This window comes from Streptomyces coeruleoprunus (assembly GCF_039542925.1).
Classification (GTDB): Bacteria; Actinomycetota; Actinomycetes; order Streptomycetales; family Streptomycetaceae; genus Streptomyces; species Streptomyces coeruleoprunus.
In genome coordinates, this window is the sequence record NZ_BAABIT010000001.1 from 1,695,118 (window position 1) to 1,718,626 (window position 23,509).

The window sequence follows — 23,509 nt, forward strand, 5'->3', positions numbered from 1 at the left end:
CGGCGGCCCGGTGACGGTCCGGGACGGTGGCGGGGTCAGTAGCTGGGGAGGTGGCGGGGCCCGAGGTCGGAGCGGGCGGGGGCGGGGCGAGCCGGACGGTGGCGCCGAGGACGGCGAGGCCCTGGGGCGCGACGACGACAGGCTCCAGGGCGACGGCGACGATCTCCGGGTGGTCGTCGACGAGCCGGGAGACACGCAGCAGCAGCTCCTCCAGGGCCGCGGTGTCGACGGGTGCGGAGCCCCGCCAGCCGAACAGGAGGGGCGCGGTCCGGATGGACCGGATCTGTTCGGCGACGTCCCGGTCCGTCGCCGGGACGAGCCGGTGGGCGGTGTCGCCGAGCAGTTCGGAGGGCGCTCCGGCGAGGCCGAAGGAGAGGAAGGCGCCGACGGCCGGATCGACGGACGCGCGGACGACGGTGTCGACTCCGCGCGGCACCATGGCCTGGACGACGGGCTGGAGCTCCTCGGGCTTGCCCAGGGCCTCCGTCAGCTCCGCGTACGCGGTGCGCAGCTGCTCCTCGGTGGCCAGGTCGAGGCGCACGCCGCCGAGGTCGGGGCGGTGCCGCAGGTGGGGCGCGGTGGTCTTCAGGGCGACGGGGTAGCCCAGGCGGGCCGCTGCCCCGACGGCGGCGTCCGGGTCGGGCGCGGCCAGGGCGGGGTGTACGGCGATGCCGTACCGGCCGAGCAGTTCGTGCGCGTGCGTGGGGCTGAGCGTGATGCCGCGCTCGCCCACGTCGTGGCCGGCGAGGAGGCGTTCGATCTGCGCGGCGGCGCCGCTCTCGTCGATTCCCTCGTACTCGGGCACGCGGCCGGGGTCGGCGGCCTTGCGGCGCCACTCCGCGTACTTGACGGCCTCGGCGAGCGCCCGCCCGGCACGCTCGGCGGCGGGGTAGGCCGGGATGTGGCCGGGGTCGCGGGACGGGGACGCGGCGGGGGTGTTCTCCGGGTGGGTCTCCGGGCTGCTCGCTGCGTCGGGAGCCGTTGTGGGGGTGGCCGCCGTCGAGGCCGGGTTCGGCGGGACCGCGCCGGCGGGCGGGGCCTCATGCGTGGGTGCCGTGCTCGTGGCCGCCGCCAGGGCGTCGGCCAGGGCGCCCAGTTCGACGTGGACGACGACCACGGGCTTGGCCGGGGAGGTGGCGCAGGCCTCGCGCAGGGCCTCGGCCAGGATCTCGCCCTCGGCGGCCGGCCCGGTCTCGCCGACGCTGGGGATCGCGGTGACCACCACCGCGTCGCACCCGTCGTCGTGCAGGGCATCCGCGAGCGCGGTGCGGAAGTCGTCGGGGGTGGCGGCGGTGGTGAGGTCCCGGGGGCGCAGGGGGCGCAGCCCCTCGGTGAGGCAGGCGTCGTACGTGAGCAGCCCGAGCGACTCCGAGTTGCCGAGGATGGCGACGCGGGGCCCCGCGGGCAGCGGCTGTCCGGCGAGCAGCAGTCCGGCGTCGACCAGCTCGGTCACCGTGTCGACGCGGATGACGCCCGCCTGGCGGAGCAGCGCGGAGACCGTGGCGTGCGGGATGCGGGTGACGGGGACGGCGTGGCCGGGAGGGGCACTGCCGCTGTGCCGGGCGCCCTTCACGACGACGACCGGCTTGACGGCGGCAGTGCGGCGGGCGAGCCGGGTGAACTTGCGGGGGTTGCCGAGCGACTCCAGGTACAGCAGGCCGACGTCGGTGTCGGGGTCGTCGTACCAGTGCTGGAGCAGGTCGTTGCCGGAGACGTCCGCGCGATTGCCGGCCGAGACGAACGACGAGAGGCCGGCGCCCCGCCGGTGGAGGCCGGACAGGAGCGCGATGCCGATGGCGCCGGACTGGGTGAAGAGGCCGATCCGCCCGGCGGCGGGCAGCTGCGGCGCGAGCGAGGCGTTGAGCCGTACGCCCTCCGCGGTGTTGATCAGGCCGAACGCGTTGGGGCCGATGACGCGCATGCCGTACGAGCGGGCCTGCCGGACCAGCTCGCGCTGGCGCTCCCGGCCGGCCGGGCCCCGCTCGGCGTACCCGGCGGAGAGGACGACCAGCCCGCGTACGCCGTGTTCGCCGCAGTCGGCGACGACTTCGGGGACACGCTCGGCGGGGACGGCGACGATCGCGACGTCGACGTGGTCGCCGATGTCGGCCAGCGAACGGTGGGCGGGGACGCCGTCCATGCGGGCCGGCTCCCCATCGGGCCCCGGGGCGGGCAGGGCGCTGTTCACCGCGTACACACGGCCGGTGAACCCGGCGTCGAGCACGTTGCGCAGGATGGTGCGGCCGACGCCGCCCGGGGTGCGGCCCGCGCCGATGACGGCGAGGGAGCCGGGGGCCAGGAGCCGCTGCACGGAGCGGGCCTCGGCGCGCTGCTCGCGGGCGCGCTGCACGGCGAGGGCGCGGTCGGTGGGCTCCAGATCGAGGTGGAGGCGGACGGCGCCGTCCTCGAAGCTGCGCTTCTGGGTGTAGCCGGCGTCCGTGAACACCTTGATCATCTTGGTGTTGGCGGGCAGCACCTCGGCGGCGAAGCGGCGGATGCCGCGCTCCCGGGCGACGGCGGCGATGTGCTCCAGGAGCGCGGAGGCGACGCCGCGGCCCTGGTGGGCGTCCTGGACGAGGAAGGCGACCTCGGCCTCGTCGGCGGGGGCGGGGGCGGGCATCCCGCGCTCGTCGATGCGGTCGTAGCGGACGGTCGCGATGAACTCGCCGCCGACGGTGGCGGCCAGGCCCACCCGGTCGACGAAGTCGTGGTGCGTGAAGCGGTGCACGTCCTTGGCGGAGAGCCGGGGGTAAGGTGCGAAGAACCGGTAGTACTTCGACTCGTCCGAGACCTGCTCGTAGAAGCTGACCAGACGGTCGGCGTCGTCCGTCGTGATCGGCCTGATCCGCGCGGTGCCGCCGTCTCGCAGCACGACGTCGGCTTCCCAGTGGTCGGGGTACGCATGTGCCGACTGATCCGACGGGTTCCGCATGGCCCAAGAGTACGGTGCCGGCTCCGGTTGCGGAGGTGCCTGTGGACAACGGTGAGGCAAGGAGGGTCGGTCGGCCGCGGGAGCGGGCCGAAGGGCGGTCCCACCGGCGTGGCCACAGGGCCGGACGGCGGGCCGGGAGGGTGTTTCGCGTACTCCGCAGAGCATGAGAGACTGGTCTAGACAACCGCTAGGACTTGAAGGGCAACACCATGGCTGAGCGCCGCGTCAACGTCGGTTGGGCCGAGGGCCTGCACGCCCGCCCCGCCTCCATCTTCGTCCGTGCCGCCACGGCCGCCGGCGTCCCCGTGACGATCGCCAAGGCCGACGGCAACCCGGTCAACGCCGCGTCGATGCTCGCGGTGCTCGGCCTGGGCGCGCAGGGCGGCGAGGAGATCGTGCTGGCTTCGGACGCCGAGGGCGCGGAGGTCGCCCTCGACCGCCTGGCGAAGCTGGTCGCCGAGGGCCTCGAAGAGCTGCCCGAGACCGTCTGAGACAGTCCGGCGGGTCACCCCCGCTCGACCACGGAGCCGCACCCCGAATCCCGGGGTGCGGCTCCGTCGTTTTCCACCGCTTTTCCGGACGCACCCCGCACCCAGCGGGTATTTCGACCGGCACGACAATTGCGGGAGCCCCTGTTTTTGGGCAGCAGAATAAGACTCCCCGTTTGCTGCTTCTTTTGTATACGGCGCCGCTGTTAATTGCGTGAGCCCGCGGTGTTTACGGGATGTTGCGAAGTCCTCACGATGCCGGGGCGGCGCAGCCGGTGGGCACCGATCCAGCGCTCGGCGTGCTGCGCGGTGAGCGACCTGGCCCGCTCGGAGTCCCCGCGCGCCACCGCGTCGACGATGGCGCCGTGTTCCGCCCACGCCTCCACCGGCTGGGCCGGGTGGTCCACGGCGTACATCCAGGCGATCTTGTGCCGGAGCTGGGTGAGGAGCGCGGTGAGGCCGGGGCTGCCGGAGGCCTGGGCGAGCGTCTCGTGGAACCAGCCGTCCAGCGACCGCAGGTCCTCCGCCTGGCCGCGCCTGGCCCGCTCCTGGCCCAGCCTGACCAGGCCCCGCAGGACCTTCAGGTGTGCGTCCGTGCGCCGCTGGGCGGCCCGTGCGGCGCCCAGCGGCTCCAGCAGGGTGCGCATCTCCAGCAGGTCGGCGGCCTCCTGCTCGGTCGGCTCGGCGACACAGGCGCCGGCGTGCCTGCGGGAGGTGACGAAGCCCTCCGACTCCAGCGTGCGCAGCGCCTCGCGGACCGGGACGCGGGAGACGCCGTACCGGCGCGCCAGTTGCTCCTCGGTGAGCCGGCTGCCGCGCGGGAGCACCCCGGAGACGATGTCGTCGCGGATCGCCGTGCATACCGAGTGCGCTGGCACGCGCATACCGAACCTCCGAATCGAGCCGCTCAATCCGCGCGAAACGTCCCCCGTTCGACGCTGTTCGGTGACTCTATTGCAATGGAGCGCAATTTCCGATGCCGACCGGGAATCCGGGGCGATTTTTTTGGTCAGTTTTGGCGGAGATCCGGCGGGTCCATATGCGAAGACCCCGGCTCGGGAGCCGGGGTCTTCGGACAGGAAGGCGGGGACGACGGTTCAGGGAACCGTCGGGACGGCCGTCAGAGGGCGACGCCGCGCGCCCGGAGGTAGGAGACGGGGTCGATGTCCGAGCCGTACTCGGCGCTCGTGCGGGCCTCGAAGTGGAGGTGCGGCCCGGTGGAGTTGCCGGTGGAGCCGGAGACGCCGATCTGCTGGCCCGGGCTGACCGTCTGGCCGACCGAGACCGTGACCGAGGCGAGGTGGCCGTACTGCGTGTACGTGCCGTCGTGCATCCGGATCACGACGTTGTTGCCGTAGGCGCCGCCCCAGCCCGCCTCGACGACGGTGCCCATGCCGACGGAGACGACGGTGGAGCCGTAGGCGGCGTGGAAGTCGACGCCGGAGTGGCTGCCGGAGGACCACAGGGAGCCGCCGGCCTGGTAGGAGGTGCTCACGTACGAGCCGGCGACGGGGAGCTGGAAGGAGAGCAGGCGCTTGCGCTCGGCCTCGCGGTCGGCGCGCTCCTTCTCGGCGCGGGCCTCCTTGGCGCGGGCCTCGGCCAGGCGCTTGGCCTCGGCCTCGGCGCGGGCCTGGATGCGCTCGTGCAGCTCCGCCTCCTCGGCGGCCTGCTCCTGGGCGGCGGCCTGGACCTCGACCTGGTCGGCCAGTTCCTGCGTCGTGACGGCCGGGTTGAGGCCCGTGTCCTCGAGGGCCTGGACGTTCGCGTCGGCCGCGAGTGCCGGGGAAGTGAGGGTGCCGATCACGCCGGTGGTGGCGAGGGCCGCGACGCCGGCGGCGTGCGCGCTCGTACGGCTCAGACGGCTGGGGGCACGGTGCTTCCCGGTGGCACGGGTGAACGCCATGAAGGGGCTGGTCCTTTCCTTCCCTCTCGCCTACCGGGTTAGCTGACGGGTTCGGAGCAGGAAGGTCTCCTACGGACCCCTCCGCACGGGTGCGAAGGCGTCCGATTCACCCCAGGGGACGGTGGGTCCCCGGCTCCCCGGGCTCGCGCCCTGCGGGGATTCGGCGATCGCTGCCCGATGCCGCGGATGCGGCGCGTGCAACGGGCGGGCAGCGCCTGAGACGTTAGGCGGCTGATCTTTCAATCACCAAACGGACACGGTTTTTTGTAGCGCACGCCACAGGGCAGACACCCAACGTCCCCAATAAAACGGACATATGCGTCCGCACAAACGGAACCCCGGCATCCGTGTGGATGCCGGGGTTCCGTACGGCCGGTTCTGTACGGCCGGTTTCCGCCTGAGAGGCCGGGTCTTGGCCGATCAGCCCGTCACGACGGTCACTTCGCCGATGCCCAGCGCCTCGACCGGCTCCTTGATCTGCGCCGCGTCACCCACGAGCACGGTGACCAGACGGTCGACCGGGAAGGCGTTGACGGCCGCCGCCGTTGCCTCCACCGTGCCGGTCTCGGCCAGCCGGACGTACAGCTGCGCCTGGAAGTCGTCCGGCAGCTGCTGCTCGACCTGGTCGGCGAGCGTCCCGGCGACGGAGGCGGCCGTCTCGTACTTGAGCGGGGCCACGCCCACCAGGTTGTGCACGGCCGCGTCGCGCTCGGCGTCCGTCAGGCCCTCGGCGGCCAGGGTGCGCAGCACCTTCCACAGATCGTCCAGCGCCGGCCCCGTGTTGGGCGTGTCCACCGAGCCGCTGATGGCGAGGAGCGACGCGCCCGTGCCGTCCGCGGTCGAGCGCAGGACCTGGCCGAAGGCGCGCACGCCGTACGTGTAGCCCTTCTCCTCGCGCAGCACACGGTCGAGGCGCGAGGTGAGCGTCCCGCCCAGGCAGTACGTGCCGACCACCTGCGCGGGCCAGACGCGGTCGTGCCGGTCGGCCCCGATACGGCCGATGAGCAGCTGCGTCTGCACGGCACCGGGGCGGTCCACGATGATGACCCGGCCGGTGTCGTCGGCGGTGATGGGCGAAACCGTCCGGGCCCGGCCCGCGTCGCCGGTCCAGGTGCCGAGGGTGTCCGCGAGCACCGTGTCGAGATCGATTCCGGTCAGGTCGCCGACCACGACGGCGGTGGCCGTGGCGGGGCGGACGTGGGCCTCGTAGAAGGCCCGTACGGCCGCGGAGTCGATCCGGGCGACGGTCTCCTCGGAGCCCTGGCGGGGCCGGGACATGCGCGCGGTGGCCGGGAACAGATCGGCGTAGAGCTGCTTGGCGGCGCGGCGGGCCGGGTTCGCCGTCTCGTGCGGGATCTCGTCGAGACGGTTGCGGACCAGGCGGTCGACCTCGCTGTCGGCGAAGGCGGGGGCGCTGAGCGCCTCGGCGAGCAGGCCCATGGCCTTGGCCAGCCGGGAGGCCGGCACCTCCAGGGAGACCCGTACGGCCGGGTGGTCGGCGTGCGCGTCGAGGGTGGCGCCGCAGCGCTCCAGCTCGGCGGCGAACTCCTCGGCGGAGTGCTTGTCGGTGCCCTCGGACAGGGCGCGCGCCATGATCGTGGCGACGCCGTCCAGGCCCTCGGGCTCGGCGTCGAGCGGGGCGTCGAGGATGATCTCGACGGCCACGACCTGCTGGCCCGGACGGTGGCAGCGCAGCACGGTCAGGCCGTTGTCGAGCGTGCCCCGCTCGGGCGCCGGGAAGGCCCAGGGCCGCGGGGTGCCGGGCTGGGGCTGCGGGTGGAACTCCATGCTGGTCAGAGACACGGCAGCGTCGGTCACTGGTCCGCTCCCTCTTCCTGGTCGCTGTCGGTGTCGGTGCCGGTCTCGTGGTCGTTCTCGGCGGTGAGGGGCTCGTAGACGAGGACGGCCCGGTTGTCGGGGCGCAGCCGTGCCGCGGCGACGGCCTGCACCTCGTCGGCGGTGATTTCCAGGACCCGCTGGACGGCCGTGAGCGCCAGCTGCGGGTCGCCGAAGAGCACGGCGTACCGGCACAGTTCGTCGGCGCGGCCCGCGACCGTGCCGAGCCGGTCCAGCCACTCGCGCTCCAGCTGGGCCTGGGCGCGCTCCATCTCCTCCGCCGTGGGGCCCTCGGCGGCGAAGCGGGCCAGCTCGTCGTCGACGGCCGTCTCGATGTCCGGGACCTCGACACCGGCCGACGTCTTCACGTCCAGCCAGCCGAGCGAGGGCGCGCCGGCGAGCCGCAGCAGGCCGAAGCCGGCGGCGACGGCGGTGCGGTCGTGGCGGACGAGCCGGTTGTGGAGGCGGGACGACTCGCCGCCGCCGAGGATGGTGAGCGCCAGGTCGGCGGCGTCGCACGCGCGCGTGCCGTCGTGCGGGAGCCGGTAGGCGGCCATCAGGGCGCGGGCCGGGACCTCCTCCTCGACGACCTCGCGGAGCTGCTCGCCGATGATGTCGGGCAGCGTGCCGTCGCGCGGCGCGGCCTTGCCGTCGTGCGTCGGGATGGAGCCGAAGTACTTCTCGATCCAGGCGAGGGTCTGCTCGGGGTCGATGTCGCCGACGACCGAGAGGACCGCGTTGTTCGGCGCGTAGTACGTACGGAAGAAGTTCCGCGCGTCCTCGAGGGTGGCGGCGTCCAGGTCGGCCATGGAGCCGATCGGCGTGTGGTGGTAGGGGTGGCCGTCCGGGTAGGCCATGGCGGTCAGCCGCTCGAAGGCGGTGCCGTACGGCACGTTGTCGTACCGCTGGCGGCGCTCGTTCTTGACGACGTCCCGCTGGTTCTCCATGGACTCGTCGTCGAGCGCGGCGAGCAGGGAGCCCATGCGGTCGGCCTCGAGCCAGAGCGCCAGCTCCAGCTGGTGGGCGGGCATCGTCTCGAAGTAGTTGGTGCGCTCGAAGCTGGTCGTGCCGTTGAGCGACCCGCCGGCGCCCTGGACCAGCTCGAAGTGGCCGTTGCCCTGGACCTGCTTCGAACCCTGGAACATCAGGTGCTCGAAGAGGTGGGCGAGGCCGGTGCGGCCCTTGACCTCGTGGCGCGAGCCGACGTCGTACCAGAGGCAGACCGCGGCGACCGGGGTCAGGTGGTCCTCGGAGAGCACCACGCGCAGGCCGTTGGCCAGCCGGTGCTCGGTCGCTGTCAGGCCGCCGGAGCCGGCCTGGGCTGTGGCCGTGTGACCCATGGGCATGTACGTCCCTTCGATCGCGTCATGGAAAAGTCCTGCCACTGTATGCAAGCGCACCGACGTCCCGGGAAGTTCCCGGCGGCGGCCCGCGTCCCCCTTCCGGGTCGTGCCTTCCCCGCCACGCTTCCGGGAAGCCCCCGGGTCGCGGTCGGTGCTGTCAGTGGGACGGTCCACAATGGTCCGCGTCAGATCAACCTTGTTGGTGAAGGAGCCGCAGCAGCGATGGCCCGCCGCAGCACGAAGACCACGCCGTCCGACGATTTCGAGGAGCGGATCCTCGACATCGACGTCGTCGACGAAATGCAGGGCTCCTTCCTCGAGTACGCGTACTCGGTGATCTACTCCCGGGCCCTGCCGGACGCGCGTGATGGCATGAAGCCGGTACACCGCCGGATCGTGTACCAGATGAACGAGATGGGGCTGCGTCCCGAGCGCGGCTTCGTCAAGTGCGCCCGCGTCGTCGGCGAGGTGATGGGCAAGCTCCACCCGCACGGCGACGCGTCGATCTACGACGCCCTGGTCCGCATGGCACAGCCGTTCTCGATGCGGCTGCCGCTCGTCGACGGCCACGGCAACTTCGGCTCGCTCGGCAACGACGACCCGCCGGCGGCCATGCGGTACACCGAGTGCCGGATGGCGGACGCGACGTCGCTGATGACCGAGTCGATCGACGAGAACACGGTCGACTTCGTGCCGAACTACGACGGACAGGAGCGCGAGCCGGTCGCCCTGCCCGCCGCCTTCCCGAACCTGCTGGTCAACGGCGCGTCCGGCATCGCGGTCGGCATGGCCACCAACATGCCGCCGCACAACCTGGGCGAGGTGATCGCCGCCGCCCGGCACCTGATCAGGCACCCGGGCGCCGACCTGGACACGCTGATGCGGTTCGTGCCGGGCCCGGATCTGCCGACCGGTGGCCGGATCGTGGGCCTGTCGGGCATCCGCGACGCGTACGAGTCGGGCCGTGGCACGTTCAAGATCCGCGCGACGGCGACCGTGGAGAACGTCACGGCCCGCCGCAAGGGCCTCGTCGTCACCGAGCTGCCCTTCACGGTCGGCCCGGAGAAGGTCATCGCCAAGATCAAGGACCTGGTCTCCTCCAAGAAGCTCCAGGGCATCGCCGATGTGAAGGACCTCACGGACCGCGAGCACGGGCTGCGCCTGGTCATCGAGATCAAGAACGGCTTCATCCCCGAGGCCGTGCTGGAGCAGCTGTACAAGCTGACGCCGATGGAGGAGTCCTTCGGCATCAACAATGTGGCGCTCGTGGACGGCCAGCCGGTCACCCTGGGCCTGAAGGAACTGCTGGAGGTCTACCTCGACCACCGCTTCGAGGTGGTGCGGCGGCGCAGCGAGTTCCGCCGCGGCAAGAAGCAGGACCGGCTCCACCTCGTGGAGGGCCTGCTCGTCGCGCTCCTCGACATCGACGAGGTCATCCGCCTGATCCGGTCGAGCGACAACTCGGCGCAGGCGAAGGAGCGCCTGATCGAGCGGTTCGGTCTGAGCGAGATCCAGACGCAGTACATCCTGGACACGCCGCTGCGCCGGCTCACCAAGTTCGACCGCCTGGAGCTGGAGAGCGAGCGCGACCGGCTGAACGAGGAGATCGAGCAGCTGACGCGCATCCTCGACTCGGACGCCGAGCTGCGCAAGCTCGTCTCCTCCGAACTGGCCGCGGTGGCGAAGAAGTTCGGCACGGAGCGGCGCACGGTGCTGCTGGAGTCGGCCGGGGCGCCCGCGGCGGCCGTGCCGCTGGAGGTCGCGGACGACCCGTGCCGGGTGCTGCTGTCGTCGACGGGGCTGCTGGCGCGTACGGCGTCGGGCGAGCCGCTGCCGGAGGGCGACGGCAGGCGCACGAAGCACGACGTCATCGTGTCGTCGGTGCCGGCGACGCAGCGCGGCGACGTGGGCGCGGTGACCTCCGCCGGGCGCCTGCTGCGCATCTCGGTGATCGACCTGCCGCAGATGCCGGACACGGCGGGCGCGCCGAACCTGTCGGGCGGTGCCCCGCTGTCGGAGTTCCTGACGCTGGAGAAGGACGAGAGGGTCGTGTGCCTGACGACGCTCGACGAGTCGTCGCCGGGTCTGGCGCTGGGCACGCTCCAGGGCGTCGTGAAGCGCGTGGTGCCGGACTACCCGGCGAACAAGGAGGAGCTGGAGGTCATCAGCCTCAAGGAGGGTGACCGGATCGTGGGCGCGACGGAGCTGCGGACGGGCGAGGAGGACCTGGTCTTCATCACGTCGGACGCCCAGCTGCTGCGCTTCCAGGCGTCGCAGGTGCGTCCGCAGGGCCGCCCGGCGGGCGGTATGGCCGGGATCAAGCTGGCGGCGGGCGCCGAGGTGATCTCGTTCACCGCGGTGGACCCGGCGGCGGACGCGGTGGTGTTCACGGTGGCGGGCGCGACCGGCACGCTGGACGCGTCGGCGGGTACGTCGGCGAAGCTGACGCCGTTCGACCAGTACCCGCGCAAGGGCCGGGCGACGGGCGGTGTCCGTTGCCAGCGGTTCCTGAAGGGCGAGGACGTGCTGGTGCTGGCCTGGGCGGGCGCGTCGCCGGCGCGGGCGGCGCAGAAGAACGGCGCTCCGGTGGAGCTGCCGGACGTGGACCCGCGGCGTGACGGCTCGGGCTCCCCGCTGCCGAAGCCGGTCGCGGTGCTGGCGAGCCCGGCGTCGTAGGGCGCGCGTCGTCGTAGGGCGGCGCGTCGTCGTAGGGCGGCGCGCTGTCGCAGGACGGCGCGTCGTCGTGGCGCGGTGCGTCGGCACGGTCCCCTGGGGCGTCAGCTCCAGGGGATGTTCCGCCAGGGGCTGCCCTCGTGCTCGGTCAGCAGCCGGTGGGCGGTGAGCGCGCCTTCGTAGAAGGGGCCGTACTCCTCGTCGTCGAAGCGCAGCACCCTGCCGAGGACGTATCCCGCGGAGAACGCCTCCCAGGAGCGGTAGGCGGCCTTGCTGAGTGCGCCCGCGTGCACGATGGCCTGCTCGGCCTCGTACGGGGCGCAGTGGCGGGCCGCCAGCCCCCAGCGGGCCAGACACACGGCCCGCCCGTAGTCGTAGGCGGAGGTGGTGGTGACCCAGCCGTCCTCCGGCAGCAGCCCGTCCGCCCGGAACCGGGCCTCGTACCGCATGATGCGCCGCACCAGCTGCTCCATCTCCGTCACCGCGTCCGGCGGCGCGCCCCGGTCGTGGAGGGTCCCGGCGGCGGTCTCCCGCCACAGGTCGCCGGGAGGCAGTTCGCCCCTGTCGCGGCGGAGCTGCTCGCGCACCCACAGCGCGTAGTCGGGCTGCGGCGGGCTGTTGGCGAAGTCGAGCAGGGCGTCGAGCTGTTCCCGCCAGCCGGCGTGGTCCGTGATGCCCCAGGACCGGCGCAGCGACGCGCGGTCCTCCTCGTACTCGTGCCAGACCGTCCCCACCTCGTTCCACGGCACGCCGTTGGTGACGGCGAGGTGCGCGCCGCAGGCGAGCCCGTACGCGAGCGGGCCGTAGAGCGGGCCGGTGCGCAGGGCGGAGAGGCGGTTCTCCGTCGCGTCGTGTGCGGTCCGGGCGTGGCAGCTGCTCCACAGACCCCGGTCGTGCGGCGAGGTCGGCAGGTAGAGAGCGACGGGCGTGCCGAGGTTGACGCCGAGCCACTGCTTGCGGCCGGACCAGTCGAAGCGGGCCGCCCATTCGAGGCTCACCCGGTGGAACACCCAGTCGGGATGCCAGGGCGGCAGCATGCCGCGCGTCAGGACGGGCCGGCAGATCCGCCGGGACACGGGGTCCTTGATCGCGCGCCAGCGGACGATGCCCGGCTGGGCATCGACCTCGTGCCGCGGCTGCCCGATGTACAGCCCCTCCGCAGCCAGCACGCCGAGCTGCGCCTCGATGTCGCCGCGCAGGCCCGCCTCGTGGAGCAGCCGTTCGGCTTCGGTGGGTGGGGTCCAGCCCTGTCCCGTGATCCTCCCCGTCGTCACGGAGATGATCTTATGAAGACTCCGGCCCCTGCCCGGGGGCGGGTTCTTCCTGCCAGGGTTCTTCCTGCCAGGGCTCTTCCCGCCAGGGTTCTTCCTCCCAGGTCTGTCCCTGCCAGGTTTCTTCGCGTCGGCGTTCGGTGGCCTCCTGCCCCGGGTCGGGTACGTAGCGCAGGACGCCCCACATGGCGTGCTCCTCCGGCGCGTCGTGCGCGCCGGCCACCTGGCAGGCGTCCAGGGCCTTGTGCAGGGCCTCGCCATCGGTTCCCGAGCCGATGAGCACGAGCTGGGTCAGGCGCGGCTCGCCGACCGGCCAGGGCTGCGGGTAGAAGCGCAGGAAGCGGCCCACGGCGTGCACCGTGTACCGGTTCGCGGGATCGGCCTCGCCGAAGTCGACGAAGCCCTTGATCCGGTACAGCCCCTCGGGCCGGGAGTCGAGGAAGTCCATGAGCCGGCGCGGGTGCAGGGGCCGGCCGGCGGTGAAGGAGACCGTGTCGTACGCGGTGTGCGGGTGGTCGTGGTGGTGCTCGGCCTCGTACGCCTCGGCGTACAGGTCCTCGAAGGAGAGCTGGCGGGCTCCCCTGGCGTCGAGGTCGCGGACGGCGTGGTCGAAGAGCAGCTCGGGGTCGATCCGCCCGTACGAGGCGCTGATCACCGCGGCGCGGTCGGCGAGCCCGGCGACGATGGAGCGGACGCGGCGCAGCTCCTCGTCGCCGACGCGGTCCGCCTTGTTGACGACGACGAGGTCGGCGATCCCGAGGTGCCGGTCGGTCTCGGGGTGGCGGGTGCGGGTCGCGTCGAACTCGGCGGCGTCGACGACCTGGACGAGGCCCCCGTAGACGATGCGGTCGTTGTCGCTGGCGAGGATCATCCTCACCAGCTCCTGCGGCTCGGCGAGGCCGCTGGCCTCGATGACGATGACGTCGAGGCGCGTCGAGGGCCTGGTCAGGGTCTCCAGGTACGTGTCGAGTTCGCCGGCGTCGACGGCGCAGCACAGACAGCCGTTGCCGAGGGAGACGGTCGAGCCGACCTGTCCGGCGACGGTCATGGCGTCGATCTCGATGGACCCGAAGTCGTTGACCATGACGCCGATGCGGGTGCCGCGCGCGCTGCGCAGGAGGTGGTTGAGCAGGGTGGTCTTGCCGGACCCCAGGAATCCCGCGAGGACGACGACGGGAATCTGCTGCGCGCTCAAGGGGCACCTTTCTCGCTCGGCGGCCGGGACGACGGGTCGCTGCCGGTCACTCAGGATAAGCAGGTGCGCACGACGTGACGGCGGCCATTCCCAGCGGCGGCCGGGCCATCTACCGTTTCCGGCCATGAGCCCCGTATCGACGCCTTCGGCCTCTTCGGCCCCATCGGCGTCTTCTGCCCCTTCGTCCCCCGGGACCACCGCCGATCGCGCGCGTCCGGTGCCGCAGGGCGCCCCAGGGCGGCAGCGGCGGTGGTCGGTACGGCCGAGGAGGGTGTTCTCCCAGGTGCTGGCGATGCAGCTGGCGATCGCCGCCGGGGTGACGATCCTGGCCACCGGGCTCTTCCTGGCGCCGCTGAGCGCGCAACTGGACGACCAGGCGATGCGCAGGGCGCTGGCGATCGCGCAGACGGCGGCGTCTCCGCGCACGGCCACGGACGTGCTGGGCACGCCGCCGACGCCGCGCGGGCCGTGCAGGCAGAGGCAGAGCGGATCCGGCTCGCCACCGGCGCCGAGTACGTGGTGGTCATGGACGTGCGCGGGATCCGCTGGTCGCATCCGGACACCGGAAAGATCGGCGGGCTGGTCTCCACGGACCCCAGCGAGGCCCTGTCCGGCCGGACCGTGATGGAGATCGACAGCGGCACACTCGGCCGCACGGCCCGCGGCAAGGTGCCGCTGCGCGGCAGCGGGGGCGAGATCGTCGGCGCGGTGTCGGTCGGCATCGCCTACGAGAGTGTGCGCGACCGGTTCCTCGGGGCGATCCCGGGACTGCTCGCGTACGCGGGCGGTGCGTTGGCCGTGGGGGCGCTGGCGGCCTGGCTGATCTCCCGGCGCATCCAGCGGCAGACGCGTGACCTGGCGTTCTCGGACATCTCCGCGCTGCTCGCCGAGCGGGAGGCGATGCTCCACGGGATCCGCGAGGGTGTCGTCGCCCTCGACCGGACGGGCCGCATCCGGCTGATCAACGACGAGGCGCAGCGGCTGCTGGGCCTGGGGCCGGAGGTCACGGGCGGGCTCCTGGACGAGGTGCTGGGGGCGAGCCGTACGACGGACGTGCTGGCCGGGCGGGCGGCGGGCCAGGACCTGGTGACGGTGCGCGGGCAGCGGGTGCTGGTGGCCAACCGGATGCCGACCGACGACGGGGGCGCCGTCGCCACGCTGCGGGACCGGACTGAGCTGGAGCGGCTGGGACGCGAGCTGGACGCCACGCGCGGGCTGATCGACGCGCTGCGGGCGCAGGACCACGAGCACGCGAACCGGCTGCACACGCTGCTCGGGCTGCTGGAACTGGGGCTCCACGAGGAGGCGGTGGAGTTCATCACCGAGGTGGCGGGCGTGCACCGGGCGACCGCCGAGCAGGTCACCGAGAAGGTGCACGATCCCCTGGTGGCGGCCCTGCTGGTGGGCAAGGCGACGGTGGCGGCGGAGCGGGGCGTCGCGCTGCGCATCGCGCCGGGGTCGCTGCTGCCCGACCGGCTGGTCGAGCCGCGCGAGCTGGTGACGGTGATCGGCAACCTGGTCGACAACGCCCTGGACGCGGCCGTCGGCTCGGCGGACGCGTGGATCGAGGTGGAGCTGGCGGCGCGGGGTCGTACGACGGTGCTGCGGGTGGCGGACAGCGGGCCGGGCATCCCGGAGGAGCGCCGCGAGGCGGTCTTCACCGAGGGCTGGTCGACCAAGGTCCGCCCGGCCCACGGAGGCGGACGCGGCCTGGGCCTGGCCCTGGTACGCCGCCTCGCGGAACGCCACGGTGGCACGGCGCGCGTCACGGCCGCGGTGGGCGGCGGCGCGGAATTCACGGTGGTCCTGCCGGAGGCGCTGACGGAGGAGTCGTAGCGCCCGGCGGGATGCCCGGCGAGGCCGCGGCGGGCGCGACGCCGGCAGGTACAGCGAGGCGGCGGTAGCGGTCGGCGCGGCGCCGGCGGCTACAGCGAGGCGGCGGGCGCCCCGAGGAAGCCGCGACCAGTGCGGCGAGGCCGCAGTGGACGCGACGCTGACGGCCGCGGCGAAGCCTCAGCGGGCGCGGCGCAGGCGGGCTGCGGCGCCGCCGGGCGGCCGCGCCGGGCGGCCCATCGGGCCGCCGCGTCGGACAGCCGCGTCAGACCGCGCCCGCGCCGGTGAGAGCGCGGACCTCCATTTCCGCGTGGCGGGCGTCGTCCGGGGGTTCCGGTGAGGTCACCGTGCCGAACCAGCCGGCGAGGAAGCCCAGCGGGATGGAGACCACGCCGGGGTTCTGGAGCGGGAAGACATGGAAGTCGACGCCCGGGAACAGCGCCTCGGGGCTGCCGGACACCACCGGCGAGAACAGCACGAGCAGCACGGCGGGCACCAGCCCCCCGTACACGGACCACACGGCGCCGCGCGAGGTGAAGTTCCGCCAGAACAGCGAGTACACGAGGACGGGCAGGTTCGCGGACGCGGCCACGGCGAAGGCCAGGCCGACGAGGAACGCCACATTCAGGTCCTGTGCCAACAGCCCGAGCCCGATGGCGACGGCCCCGATCGCGGCCGCGGACACACGGGCGACGGCGACCTCGCTGTACTGCCGGGCCCGGCCGCGGCTGAACGACGCGTACAGGTCGTGCGCGACGGAGGCGGACGACGCGAGGGTGATGCCCGCGACGACGGCCAGGATCGTCGCGAAGGCCACGGCGGCGACGACGGCGAACAGGACCGTACCGCCGGTGGACCCCGCTCCCCCGCCGAGGTCGAGGGCGAGGAGCGGGACGGCGGTGTTGCCCGCCGCGTTGGACTCCCGTACCGCGCCGGTGCCGAGGACGGCCGCGGCACCGAAGCCGAGGACGATCGTCATCAGGTAGAAGCTGCCGATGAGACCGATGGACCAGACGACCGAGCGGCGGGCGGAGCGGGCGGTCGGCACGGTGTAGAAGCGGGACAGGATGTGCGGCAGCCCGGCGGTGCCCAGCACCAGGGCGAGCCCCAGGCTGATGAAGTCCAGCCGGGCCGTCCAGCCGCCGCCGTACTTGAGGCCGGGGCTCAGGAAGTCCCGGCCGTGCCCGCTGCGCCCGGCCGCCGTGTTGAGCAGCTGGTTGACGTCACCGTGGAAGCGCAGCAGGACGAGCGCGGTGAGGGCCAGCGCCCCGGTCATCAGCAGGACGGCCTTGACGATCTGGATCCACGTCGTGGCCCGCATGCCGCCCAGCGATACGTAGAACACCATCAGCGCGCCCACGCCGACGACGGTCCAGGAGCGTGCCGCGTCGCTCGTACCGCCCAGCAGCAGCGCGACGAGGCTCCCCGCACCGACCATCTGCGCCACCAGATAGAGAACGGACACGGTGACCGAGGAAGTTCCCACGGCGGTACGGATCCTGCGCTCGCCCATGCGGGCGGCGATCACGTCGGCGAGGGTGAAACGGCCGCAGTTGCGGACGAGTTCGGCGACGAAGAACAGCACCACCAGCCAGGCCACGAGGAAGCCGACGGAGTACAGCATGCCGTCGTACCCGTGGAGGGCGATCAGTCCGGAGATGCCGAGGAAGGAGGCGGCGGACATGTAGTCGCCCGCGATGGCGAAACCGTTCTCCATGGGTGAGAAGAGGCGGCCCCCGGCGTAGAACTCCTCGGCGGAGCCGTGCCGTTTGCGGCTGGCCCAGGTCGTGATCGCGAGAGTCACCGCGACGAAGGCGCTGAACAGCAGCAGCGCCAGGGTCTGGTGGTCACCGCTCAACGGTCCACCCCCCGCGTCATCTCCTGGGTGTCCCACCGCAGTTCGAGGGCGGCGCTGTCGCGGTGCACGCGGGCGTGGCGGGTGTACGCCCAGGTCAGCGCGAAGGTGGTGAGGAACTGGCCCAGGCCCGCCAGCATGGCCACGTTCACCGCGCCCACGACGCGGCGGGCCATCAACTCGGGCGCGGCCGTGGCCGCGACGACGTACGCGAGGTACCAGCCGAGGAAGGCGAGGCCGGCCGGTACGACGAACCGGCGGTAGCGGCTGCGCACCTGCTGGAAGGCGGAGCTGCGCTGCACCTCCCGGTAGATGTCGGCCGCGCTGTGCGGCCGGGCGGGGGCGGGCGGTGCGGGGGGTGCCGCGCCGGCCGCCGCCGACGTCTCGTCCAGCTCGCCCCACCCGGAGGCCAGCGCGTCGTACCAAGGGTCTTCGATCCGCGTCGCGGCGGCGTCGAGTCCGTCCCAGTTCTCCACCGGTCAACTCTCCTTGTCAGCGAACCGTTTCGGCCGCGTGCCCAAGGATGGGCAGATCGGGAAGATCTCGGACTCTTCTCCCGGCACACTTCACCCCATTAGGTGACTTTGGTCCGATTCATGGGCGGGTCCTTTCCAGGACCCGCCCGGACTCGGGTGTGCCGGTCGGCGCCGGCCGTGCCGGTGGGCGCCTCAGGCGTCGATGCGGGAGCGGTCCAGCGTGGCCGCGGAGCTGGTGATGAACTCCTTGCGCGGCGCCACCTCGTTGCCCATGAGCAGGTCGAAGACCTGCTCGGCCGCCTCCAGGTCGCCGATGTTGATCCGGCGCAGCGTGCGGTGGCGCGGGTCCATGGTGGTCTCCGCCAGCTGGTCGGCGTCCATCTCACCGAGGCCCTTGTAGCGCTGGATGGAGTCCTTGTACCGGACGCCCTTGCGCTGGAACTCCAGCAGCGTCTGGCGCAGCTCGCTGTCCGAGTACGTGTACACGTACTTGTCCTGGCCCTTCTTGGGCTGGACCAGCTCGATCCGGTGGAGCGGCGGGACGGCCGCGAACACTCGGCCCGCCTCGACCATCGGGCGCATGTAGCGCTGGAACAGCGTCAGCAGGAGGCAGCGGATGTGCGCGCCGTCGACGTCGGCGTCGACGAGGAGCACGATCTTGCCGTACCGCGCGGCGTCGATGTCGAAGGTCCGGCCGGAACCGGCCCCTATGACCTGGATGATCGCTCCGCACTCGGCGTTCTTGAGCATGTCGGAGACGGACGACTTCTGGACGTTGAGGATCTTGCCGCGGATCGGCAGCAGCGCCTGGAACTCACTGTTCCGGGCGAGCTTGGCCGTGCCGAGCGCGGAGTCGCCCTCGACGATGAACAGTTCGCTGCGGTCGACGTCGTCGCTGCGGCAGTCGGCCAGCTTGGCGGGCAGCGATGACGACTCGAGGGCGGTCTTGCGGCGCTGCGCCTCCTTGTGCTGGCGGGCGGCGATCCGCGTGCGGGCCGCGGCGACGGCCTTCTCCAGGACGGCGCGGGCCTGGGCCTTGGCGTCGCGCTTGGTGGAGGTCAGGAAGGCCTTCAGTTCCTTGGCGACGACGTTGGCGACGATGCGGTTGGCGGCCGACGTGCCGAGGACCTCCTTGGTCTGGCCCTCGAACTGCGGCTCGGCCAGCCGCACGGTCACCACGGCCGTCAGGCCCTCCAGGGCGTCGTCCTTGACGATGTCGTCCTCGGCGACGCGCAGCAGCTTGGTGGCGCGCAGCACCTCGTTGACGGTCTTGGTGACGGCCCGCTCGAAGCCCGTGACGTGGGTGCCGCCCTTGGGGGTGGCGATGATGTTCACGAACGACTTGACCGTGGAGTCGTACCCCGTGCCCCAGCGCAGCGCCACGTCGACGCCCAGCTCGCGGGTGACCTCGGTGGGGGTCATGTGGCCCCGCTCGTCGAGGACGGGCACCGTCTCCTTGAAGGTGCCCTGGCCGGTCAGGCGGAGCACGTCGCAGACGGCCTTGTCCTGCGCGAGGAACTCGCAGAACTCGCTGATGCCGCCGTCGAAACGGAAGATCTCCTGGCTCTTGCCCACGCCCTCCAGGTCGCGGTCGTCGCGGACGACGATCGTGAGGCCGGGAACCAGGAAGGCGGTCTGCCGGGCGCGCTGGTGCAGCGTCTCCAGGGAGAGCTTGGCGTCCTTGAGGAAGATCTGGCGATCCGCCCAGTACCGCACGCGGGTGCCGGTGCGGGTCCTGGGGACGCGCTTGCCCTTGATCAGGCCGTTGGCCGGGTCGAAGGGGGCGTCGGGGCCGGACTCGGTGAAGATGCCCGGCACGCCGCGCCGGAAGCTGATCGCGTGCGTGGCGCTGCTCCGGTCGACCTCGACGTCGAGGCGCGCCGACAGGGCGTTGACCACGGAGGCCCCCACGCCGTGCAGACCGCCGGACGCGGCGTAGGAGCCGCCGCCGAACTTGCCGCCCGCGTGCAGCTTGGTCATGACCACCTCGACGCCGGACAGCCCCGTCTTGGGCTCGACGTCGACGGGGATGCCCCGTCCGTTGTCCCGGACCTCCACCGACCCGTCGTCGTGGAGGATCACCTCGATGTGGTCGCAGTACCCGCCGAGGGCCTCGTCGACGGAGTTGTCGATGATTTCCCAGAGGCAGTGCATCAGGCCGCGGCTGTCGGTGGACCCGATGTACATGCCGGGGCGCTTGCGGACCGCCTCGAGACCCTCGAGTACGAGCAGGTGCCGCGCGGTGTAGTTGGAACCGTCACGGTCTGCGGTCAGCAGCGCACTGGACGGAACGGACGTCTCGGCGGTCACGCGGTTCGCTCCTCGCTGAATTTCGGTTCTGTCCCATGGGGGTAGGGCTCGGCGTCGGTCGCCGGTCCGAGGGTACAGAGGCCTGGTAGAGCCGTTGTAACGCCACCCTCGTGAAAACTCATGCTAGTCCAGAGTCGCATGGGTGTTCGATCCCTCGATGGGGTGACGTGGACATCACGTTCCCTTCCAGGCATGAACCATTTAGGCTCCGGGCACGTCCTCATGAACAACCGGCAACCCGGCCGGGAGGACATACGAGACAAGCAACGCGAAACCCGTAACGCACAGCGACACAGCAATACGGCTCATTCGCCGCCAACCGGCAGCAGACAGCCTCCTTGAAAAAGTTTCGAGGAAAAGCCACGAGCGGGAACGTTTTCGGGCTGGTTGGATGTTGACCCTGGTACGACAGCTCGTCGAGCTAGAGAAGAGGCGACGTGACTACTGTTCTGACCCCCGCGAGCCCGCTGACGGCCGCCGACCGCTGCGACCGCTGCGGCGCCCAGGCATATCTGCGCGTCGTGCTGACCAGCGGTGGCGAACTGCTCTTCTGCGCCCACCACGGGCGCAAGTTCGAGCCGGAACTCAAGAAGATCGCCGCGGAAATACAGGATGAGACGGACCGGCTCACCACCGTGCCGGCCGGAGCAGCCGACGAGGACCGCTGACACGCGCATCCACGACGAGCCACGAGCCGGTCCCGACCGGCGGACGGGCGGTCACCCCCGCTACCGCGGGGATGGCCGCCCGTTTCTCGCACCCGCGTACCTGCGGACATCGCCGCAGGTGGCGGACCTCCCGCCTCACATCCGCGGCATGACCGCGGACACCTTGGTGTACACGCCGGGGCTGTCCGCACGCCCACAGCCGCTCCCCCAGGACACCAGCCCCACCAGCCGCCCGTCCGCGACGAGCGGCCCGCCGCTGTCCCCCTGACAGGCATCCCGCCCACCCTGCGGAACCCCGGCGCACAGCATCGAGTCCGACTGGTACGCCGTCCTGCCCCCGGCCTGGGGATAGGCCTGCGCGCACGCCCCGTCCGGCAGTACGCTCACCCGCGCCGAGCGCAGCGTGTGGGCGTAGGTGCCGATCCCCGTGGTGTCGCCCCAGCCGTAGACCGCGGCCTCCGTGCCCGGCCGGTGGACCGCGTCCCCGGCCTCCGCGACCGGCAGCACGTATCCCGCGGGCAGGGCCCGGGCGAGGGTCAGCACGGCCAGGTCCCGGGCGTTGGACTTCGGGTCGTACGACGGATGGGTCCAGACGCCGGTCACGGGGATCTCCTGCCCCTTGGAGCCGTGCAGCTCCGTGCGCCCGACGATGACCTTGAAGTCCCGGATGTCCCCCGGCCGCTCGCCGAGCACGTCCTCCCTCAGACAGTGCGCCGCGGTCGCCACCTTCGTCGGCGCGACCAGCACGCCCCCGCAGAACTGGCCGGAGCGCGTACCGCCGAACCGGTCACGGCTGGACAGCGCCACCACCCAGGGCGCGTCCGACGCGCTGGTCGGCTGCCCCCCGACGACCACGCTGTCGGCGACCGCGGGAAGGGGTGGGACCAGCGGCGACGCCACCGCCACGGCGGCCACGGCAACGGCTCCGAGCCGCTTCCTGTAGGGGGAACGACGCGTACGGCGCATACGACCTCCTGATTCCGTGATGACTCTGGGATGCATTCGGTTCACCCAGGGTCAGCCAGCAGCCTGCCCCGCGCACCCCCGCGCAACGCCGGAGGGCCCGGTTCCTTGCCGGAACCGGGCCCTCCGTAAGAGCGCGCAGCCTCACCGCGGCCGAAGGCCGACGGTCAGCCGCCGATCAGTCGAGGTAGTCGCGCAGCACCTGCGAACGCGACGGGTGACGCAGCTTGGACATGGTCTTGGACTCGATCTGGCGGATCCGCTCACGGGTCACGCCGTAGACCTTGCCGATCTCGTCGAGCGTCTTCGGCTGGCCGTCGGTCAGGCCGAAGCGCATGGAGACGACGCCGGCCTCACGCTCGGAGAGCGTGTCGAGCACGGAGTGCAGCTGCTCCTGGAGGAGCGTGAAGCTGACCGCGTCGGCCGGCACGACGGCCTCGGAGTCCTCGATCAGGTCGCCGAACTCGCTGTCGCCGTCCTCGCCGAGCGGGGTGTGCAGCGAGATGGGCTCCCGGCCGTACTTCTGGACCTCGATGACCTTCTCCGGGGTCATGTCCAGCTCCTTGGCCAGCTCCTCCGGGGTGGGCTCGCGGCCCAGGTCCTGGAGCATCTGGCGCTGGACACGGGCCAGCTTGTTGATGACCTCGACCATGTGCACCGGGATACGGATGGTGCGGGCCTGGTCGGCCATGGCGCGGGTGATCGCCTGACGGATCCACCAGGTGGCGTACGTGGAGAACTTGTAGCCCTTGGTGTAGTCGAACTTCTCGACGGCGCGGATCAGACCCAGGTTGCCCTCCTGGATCAGGTCCAGGAAGAGCATGCCGCGGCCCGTGTACCGCTTGGCCAGCGAGACGACCAGACGGAGGTTGGCCTCCAGCAGGTGGTTCTTGGCGCGGCGGCCGTCCTCGGCGATGATCTCCAGCTCGCGCTTGAGCTTGGGCGCCAGCTTGTCGGAGTTCGCCAGCTTGTCCTCGGCGAACAGACCCGCCTCGATGCGCTTGGCGAGCTCGACCTCCTGCTCCGCGTTGAGCAGGGGGACCTTGCCGATCTGCTTCAGGTAGTCCTTGACCGGGTCTGCCGTGGCACCGGCGACGGCGACCTGCTGCGCGGGCGCGTCGTCCTCGTCCTCGTCGGAGAGGACGAAGCCCTTGGCCTCGCCTTCGGCGTCCTCTTCTTCGCCCTTGCCGGGCTGGACGTCCTCGAGCAGCTCCTCGCCCTCGAGGAGCTCGTCGGCGTCCTTCTTGGCGGCCGTCTTCTTGGCCGTGGTCTTCTTGGCCGCGGTCTTCTTCACGGCCGTCTTCTTCGCCGCCGTCTTCTTCGCGGCGGTCTTCTTGGCGGGCGTACCGGCCTCGTCGGCCGGGGTCTCCGCCTCCGGGGCCGCCGGGGCCGCCGCGGGGGCCGCGACCGACTTGGCCGTGGTCGTCCTGGCGGTGACGGTCCGGGTGGCGGTGCGCTTTGCCGGGCTCTTCGCTGCGACGCTCTTGCGGGCGCGCTTAGGCGACTCCGCTGCACTGACCATCAGCGTCACACCCTCTTCCTCGAGGATCTGATTGAGGCTGCGCAGAACATTCTTCCACTGGGTTGGCGGAATCTGGTCAGCCTCGAAGGCCCGACGCACGTCGTCGCCGGCGATCTGCCCATCAGCCTTTCCCTGCTCGATGAGCGCCATCACAGACGCGGACTCGGCGATCTCCGGCGGGAGCGTACGGGATGTGCTGGCCGACACGAACAACCTCTCGGAACGATGGAAACGGCTTCCG

14 protein-coding genes, 2 pseudogenes and 1 riboswitch are annotated in these 23,509 nt (G+C 72.0%); of the genes and pseudogenes, 4 read left to right on the forward strand and 12 right to left on the reverse strand.

From position 1 onward, the window contains the following. Positions 1–35 precede the first annotated feature (35 nt). A pseudogene (locus ABEB09_RS07270) lies at positions 36–2,932 on the reverse strand (bifunctional acetate--CoA ligase family protein/GNAT family N-acetyltransferase). Between the two features lie 209 nt (positions 2,933–3,141). Here ABEB09_RS07270 and ABEB09_RS07275 point away from each other — a divergent pair. Next, positions 3,142–3,423 carry an HPr family phosphocarrier protein gene (locus ABEB09_RS07275; protein WP_345688256.1) on the forward strand — a complete coding sequence of 94 codons (282 nt, stop codon included), beginning with the start codon at positions 3,142–3,144 and terminating at the stop codon, positions 3,421–3,423. A gap of 203 nt (positions 3,424–3,626) precedes the next feature. Here ABEB09_RS07275 and ABEB09_RS07280 read toward each other — a convergent pair whose 3' ends face one another. The 4 genes from ABEB09_RS07280 to ABEB09_RS07295 form a co-directional block, all read right to left on the reverse strand. Beyond that, positions 3,627–4,304: a GntR family transcriptional regulator gene (locus tag ABEB09_RS07280; protein WP_345688258.1), complete on the reverse strand. Its 678-nt coding sequence runs from the start codon at positions 4,302–4,304 to the stop codon at positions 3,627–3,629. Between the two features lie 236 nt (positions 4,305–4,540). Further along, the gene (locus tag ABEB09_RS07285) at positions 4,541–5,323 is read right to left on the reverse strand and encodes a M23 family metallopeptidase (RefSeq protein ID WP_345688260.1); all 783 of its coding nucleotides are present in this window, start codon (positions 5,321–5,323) and stop codon (positions 4,541–4,543) included. A gap of 12 nt (positions 5,324–5,335) precedes the next feature. After that, a riboswitch (cyclic di-AMP (ydaO/yuaA leader) is annotated at positions 5,336–5,499 on the reverse strand. Between the two features lie 244 nt (positions 5,500–5,743). Continuing rightward, on the reverse strand, positions 5,744–7,111 hold the full coding sequence (locus tag ABEB09_RS07290; RefSeq protein WP_345693866.1) for a M16 family metallopeptidase: 1,368 nt from the start codon (positions 7,109–7,111) through the stop codon (positions 5,744–5,746). 26 nt (positions 7,112–7,137) lie between these two features. Then, positions 7,138–8,499: a M16 family metallopeptidase gene (locus tag ABEB09_RS07295; protein ID WP_345693867.1), complete on the reverse strand. Its 1,362-nt coding sequence runs from the start codon at positions 8,497–8,499 to the stop codon at positions 7,138–7,140. A 225-nt stretch (positions 8,500–8,724) separates the two neighbouring features. Here ABEB09_RS07295 and ABEB09_RS07300 point away from each other — a divergent pair, with 225 nt between their 5' ends. Next, positions 8,725–11,178 carry a DNA gyrase/topoisomerase IV subunit A gene (locus tag ABEB09_RS07300; protein ID WP_345688262.1) on the forward strand — a complete coding sequence of 818 codons (2,454 nt, stop codon included), beginning with the start codon at positions 8,725–8,727 and terminating at the stop codon, positions 11,176–11,178. Positions 11,179–11,279: 101 nt separating this feature from the next. Here ABEB09_RS07300 and ABEB09_RS07305 read toward each other — a convergent pair whose 3' ends face one another. After that, complete coding sequence (locus tag ABEB09_RS07305; protein WP_345688264.1) at positions 11,280–12,449, reverse strand: DUF1266 domain-containing protein; 1,170 nt, start codon at positions 12,447–12,449, stop codon at positions 11,280–11,282. Between the two features lie 10 nt (positions 12,450–12,459). Next, positions 12,460–13,641 (reverse strand): CobW family GTP-binding protein, encoded by a 1,182-nt coding sequence (locus tag ABEB09_RS07310; RefSeq protein ID WP_345688266.1) that lies wholly within the window; start codon positions 13,639–13,641, stop codon positions 12,460–12,462. Positions 13,642–13,933: 292 nt separating this feature from the next. On the opposite strand from ABEB09_RS07310, the pseudogene ABEB09_RS07315 reads away from it, so the two are divergent. Further along, positions 13,934–15,477, forward strand: a pseudogene (locus ABEB09_RS07315) (sensor histidine kinase). A 262-nt stretch (positions 15,478–15,739) separates the two neighbouring features. On the opposite strand, the gene ABEB09_RS07320 reads toward ABEB09_RS07315, so the two are convergent. The 3 genes from ABEB09_RS07320 to ABEB09_RS07330 form a co-directional block, all read right to left on the reverse strand. Beyond that, positions 15,740–17,332 (reverse strand): solute symporter family protein, encoded by a 1,593-nt coding sequence (locus tag ABEB09_RS07320; protein ID WP_345688268.1) that lies wholly within the window; start codon positions 17,330–17,332, stop codon positions 15,740–15,742. Continuing rightward, the gene (locus ABEB09_RS07325; protein ID WP_345688270.1) at positions 17,329–17,805 is read right to left on the reverse strand and encodes a DUF485 domain-containing protein; all 477 of its coding nucleotides are present in this window, start codon (positions 17,803–17,805) and stop codon (positions 17,329–17,331) included. Before ABEB09_RS07325 ends, ABEB09_RS07320 begins: the two co-directional genes overlap by 4 nt. Before the next feature lie 192 nt (positions 17,806–17,997). After that, on the reverse strand, positions 17,998–20,115 hold the full coding sequence (locus ABEB09_RS07330; RefSeq protein ID WP_345688272.1) for a DNA gyrase/topoisomerase IV subunit B: 2,118 nt from the start codon (positions 20,113–20,115) through the stop codon (positions 17,998–18,000). A gap of 437 nt (positions 20,116–20,552) precedes the next feature. On the opposite strand from ABEB09_RS07330, the gene ABEB09_RS07335 reads away from it, so the two are divergent. After that, the gene (locus ABEB09_RS07335; RefSeq protein WP_023586158.1) at positions 20,553–20,783 is read left to right on the forward strand and encodes a DUF7455 domain-containing protein; all 231 of its coding nucleotides are present in this window, start codon (positions 20,553–20,555) and stop codon (positions 20,781–20,783) included. Between the two features lie 135 nt (positions 20,784–20,918). Here ABEB09_RS07335 and ABEB09_RS07340 read toward each other — a convergent pair whose 3' ends face one another. Together ABEB09_RS07340 and ABEB09_RS07345 are read right to left on the reverse strand one after the other, a co-directional pair. Continuing rightward, positions 20,919–21,749, reverse strand: coding sequence for a S1 family peptidase (locus ABEB09_RS07340; protein WP_345688276.1), 831 nt, complete (start codon positions 21,747–21,749; stop codon positions 20,919–20,921). A gap of 175 nt (positions 21,750–21,924) precedes the next feature. After that, positions 21,925–23,475, reverse strand: a complete 1,551-nt coding sequence (locus ABEB09_RS07345) for an RNA polymerase sigma factor (protein ID WP_345688278.1) — start codon at positions 23,473–23,475, stop codon at positions 21,925–21,927. Positions 23,476–23,509 lie beyond the last annotated feature (34 nt).